This window comes from Streptomyces sp. NPDC001709 (genome assembly GCF_053596375.1).
In genome coordinates, this window is the sequence record NZ_JBSFGB010000139.1 from 1 (window position 1) to 1,948 (window position 1,948).

1 protein-coding gene is annotated in these 1,948 nt (G+C 66.9%); it reads left to right on the top strand.

The window, feature by feature from the left end; all coding sequences use genetic code 11:
* Positions 1-693: 693 nt before the first annotated feature.
* Complete coding sequence (locus tag ACWC0C_RS48285) at positions 694-1,923, top strand: IS110 family transposase (protein WP_450871542.1); 1,230 nt, start codon at positions 694-696, stop codon at positions 1,921-1,923.
* The last annotated feature ends 25 nt before the right edge of the window (positions 1,924-1,948 follow it).

Sequence of the window (1,948 nt, forward strand, 5' to 3'; positions counted from 1 at the left end):
CGATCAGCCTAATCCGTTGCTAACGGTTCCGGTGGGGCAGATGCACTTCCGGCCGTTCGAGTCGAGGACCGCGACATCTTCGATCAGCCAGGCGACTGAACGCCTTGCTATAGAGCGGTGCACGGTCCTCGTACTCGTGGTGGTGACGGCTGCAGGGGCGCCGGATGCATGCCTTTGAGCACTCTGGCGTGACGTACGCCTAGTCATAGAGAGGCGGCGCCCGGCGGCTCCGCGGCGGTCATCACTGCCTCAACGGTGACAACCGTGTGGGCGTCGGACGGACGCCTATTGGTTCCCCGGCCTCGATGCCCAAGGATAGATCGGCGGCGCCGGCGCCATGCGCCTGTCACCGTCCAGCCAGTGTTGGCGCCCGCAGGTGCTGGACGGACGTTTGACGTCCCTCCTGGCACGCGATGCCTACCGAAAGATCGGCGCCGTCCAGCACCGCCGGGCGTCAACACCTCTCGACAGATCACTCGTTGGTGTTGGTGGTGCGAGCCCGCTCCACGGTGACCTCTTGTGAAGCCCGAGCCGTTCGAGCTCCCGCAGAGACCGAGGCCCGTGGGACGAGCTGGTGCCGCGAACAGCTACTGAGGTGGCGGACCAGCCACAGGGCTGAGTCCTGGGATTAGGTCGCTGCGTGGCCCGCATGAGCTCGTGACCAGCAGGAACAGCACGACGGAGGGGAAAGACTTGATCTACTGCGGTATCGACTGGGCCGAACGCACCCATGACGTCGCCTTGGTCGACGACAGCGGCCAGTTATTGGCCAAGCGGCACATCACCGACGACGCTGCCGGCTACAAGATCCTGCTGGACCTGCTTGCCGAATACGGCGACACCGAAGAGAACCCCATCCCGGTCGCGATCGAAACCTCCCGCGGCCTGCTCGTCGCAGTGCTGCGGACAGGCAAGCGGCAGGTCTTCGCGATCAACCCGATGGCCGCCGCCCGCTACCGCGACCGACACAGCGTCTCCCGCAAGAAATCCGACCCCGGAGACGCCCTGGTACTGGCCAACATCCTGCGCACCGACATGCACGCCCACCGGCCGCTGCCGCAGGACAGCGACCTGGCCCGCGCCCTCGCCGTGCTCGCCAGAGCCCAGCAGGACGCTACGTGGAACCGGCAGCAAATGTCCAACCAACTCCGCTCCCTGTTGCGCGAGTACTACCCGGCCGCGCTGGCCGCCTTCGAGCCCTGGAAGAACGGTCTGTGCCGCCGGGAGGCGCACGAACTCCTCAAGGCCGCTCCCACACCGGCGCGGGCCTCGCGGCTGACGCGCACGCAGCTGCAGGCCGCACTCAAGCGCGCCGGCCGCCAACGCAACATCGAAGCCGAGGCCGAACGGCTCCGGGACGTCTTCCGCACCGACTGGGCCCACCAGCCACCCCTGGTCGAGGACGCGCTCGGCAAGCAGATGCTCGCGCTCCTGGTCCAACTGGAGGCCGCCTGCACCGCCGCCGACAACCTGGCCGAGGCGGTGGAGGAAGCCTTTCCTCAGCACCCAGACGCTGAGATCATCCTCAGCTTTCCCGGACTCGGCATCCAGCTCGGTGCCCGGGTGCTCGCCGAGATCGGAGACGACCACAACCGCTTCACCGACGCCCGCGGCCTGAAGGCATACGCAGGGGCTTCCCCCATCACCAGGGCCTCCGGCAAGAAGTCGAGCATCACCCGCCGGTGGGTGAAGAACGACCGCCTCAACCACGCCGGCTACCTCTGGGCGTTCTCCGCGATCACCGCCTCACCAGGCGCCAAGGCCCACTACCGCAGGCGCCGCGACGACCACGGAGATTGGCACGCAGCCGCCCAGAGGAACCTCTTCAACCGCATGCTCGGCCAGCTCTACCACTGCCTCAAGCACCGCAAACTGTTCGACGAACACACGGCCTTCCCCTACGAACTCGCCGCCGTCGCTTGACACGCTAAGCGCCTGAGGTGTCTAT